This is a genomic window from Marinobacter sp. (assembly GCF_039977835.1).
Taxonomy (GTDB): Bacteria; Pseudomonadota; Gammaproteobacteria; order Pseudomonadales; family Oleiphilaceae; genus Marinobacter.
In genome coordinates this window covers 1-1,734 of the sequence record NZ_JBDWCL010000018.1, presented here as the reverse complement: position 1 = coordinate 1,734, position 1,734 = coordinate 1, and the positions used below count along the sequence as shown (strand labels likewise).

Annotated in this window: 2 protein-coding genes; both read right to left on the bottom strand. The window is 53.5% G+C overall.

The window, feature by feature from the left end; translation table 11 throughout:
- Positions 1-744, bottom strand: a 744-nt coding sequence (locus ABJM11_RS07555) for a response regulator (protein WP_348461493.1), incomplete at its 3' end; no start/stop codon positions are given.
- Between the two features lie 617 nt (positions 745-1,361).
- Positions 1,362-1,733: an ectoine synthase gene (locus ABJM11_RS07550; RefSeq protein ID WP_348294420.1), complete on the bottom strand. Its 372-nt coding sequence runs from the start codon at positions 1,731-1,733 to the stop codon at positions 1,362-1,364.
- Position 1,734 lies beyond the last annotated feature (1 nt).

Below are 1,734 nucleotides of genomic sequence, written 5' to 3'. Positions count from 1 at the left end.
ACCGATCCCTCCATGGTAGGTTTTAAGCTTGATCTCTTGGGTTACTGGCTCTCCCACCTCGTTCTTACCAAATAGCAGTGGAAGCTTAGCGATGTCACCCTCATGAACGAGCTGAGAAAACGGTTGGCCAATCAGCTCCTCCGTCGGTAATCCCAAGAGACTCTCGGAGTGATGATTCAGATAGTTGATGCACTTGCGCTCATCCAGTGAAAAAACCAGATCCGGAAGATGATCAAGTGTGTGTTTAAAAAACTCGCCCGTTAGGGGGTTAGACCTACCCGTAGCCGCCTGAGAACGGGCCTGCCGTCGTTCCAAAACCGTGCCGCCGACAGCCCGAATTAATTCATCTACATCGTAGGGCTTTCTTAGATAATCACAGGCACCCAGCTTGAATGCTTGCCTGACGATGCGATAGTCGGAACGCCCGCTGATAATGATGACCGGAGCGTCAACACCCGTTTCTTTCAACCAGGCCATGATCTCTAAACCGCTCTTCCCAGGCATGCGGATATCCAACAAAACCAGATCGTAGGCATTCTCTCGTAATCGCTGGCAGACGGCGTCGCCATCCTGGGCCCCGTCGACCTCGAACCCCTTGTCACGCAATATCGAGCACAAACTGTTAAGCAACCGCGGCTCATCGTCACCAATGAGCAGCCGCCCCAAACACTCCGAAGTTTCACCGGTGACGTGGGGAGTTATATCAACGTCATCACTGACGGAGTTTTCGCTGTAGTTTTGCAAGATGGACACCAGTACATCGGAGCAAGGGATTTGCTCCGTCGATCAACCGATAATAATAAAGTGTACATTTTGACCTCACTAAAAAGCTTGAAGTCATCATCTCCCGCTTTTGGCCGTAGAGATGAAATGCAAGCGTTCATAAATTGGCTGTTAAGAAAGCCCCGATACAACCACGCCCCTGATCTACAGCGGAAAGTCAGTTCGAAGAGACGCACTAAGCGCTTTGGTTCGTTCGCTCGGTAAACCAATGGCTGATTGATCGTCTGCTACTAATCTCCAGGTGGTTACTTCCGCCGTTGAGATCCCTTCATTTTTGAAAACGCGCTTTACAGCCGCGTGCACGGGCCCATGTCACCATAGGAAATTATTGGACGTGTATGGCCCCCTCCTCTATTGCGGTGGTGGCTACCTCTGTGGAAACTCTGTTTAACGTACTTGTGTGCTTCCGATAGCGCTTTCACATGCTAGCCGCAGCCATGTTGTGGTCATAGCCCGTCTCATTATGTACCAGTGCCCAGGCGCAGGCCGGACAAACGTGCCAGTGGTGGCGCCACCAAGATCGGGGCTCGCTGGTAAGGGCGTGCCAGCGGTCAGATCAGCCGCCCTATCAGGGCGGATCAGTTATCGCTGGTGTCCGACAGGTAGGCGCCGTCCTCGTCATGGACTTCCTGGCCGGTCACCGGCGGGTTGAAGGCGCAGATCAGACGCATGTCCTCGGTGCCACCGTACAGGGTGTGCTTGTCGTGGTTGTCCAGGGCGTAGAGGGTACCGTTGGTAATCTCGTGAACTTCACCCGTGGCGAGGTCCTTGATGCGCCCGTTACCGGCAACGCAGTAAACGGCTTCCAGATGGTGCTTGTACCAGAAAGTGTGCTCGGAGCCTGCCTTGATGATGGTTTCGTGGAAGGAAAATCCCATTCCGTCCTTCTTGAGCAGCAGACGGCGGCTGGTCCACTGCTTGTCGCTGACTTCACGCTCGGTACCAATGATG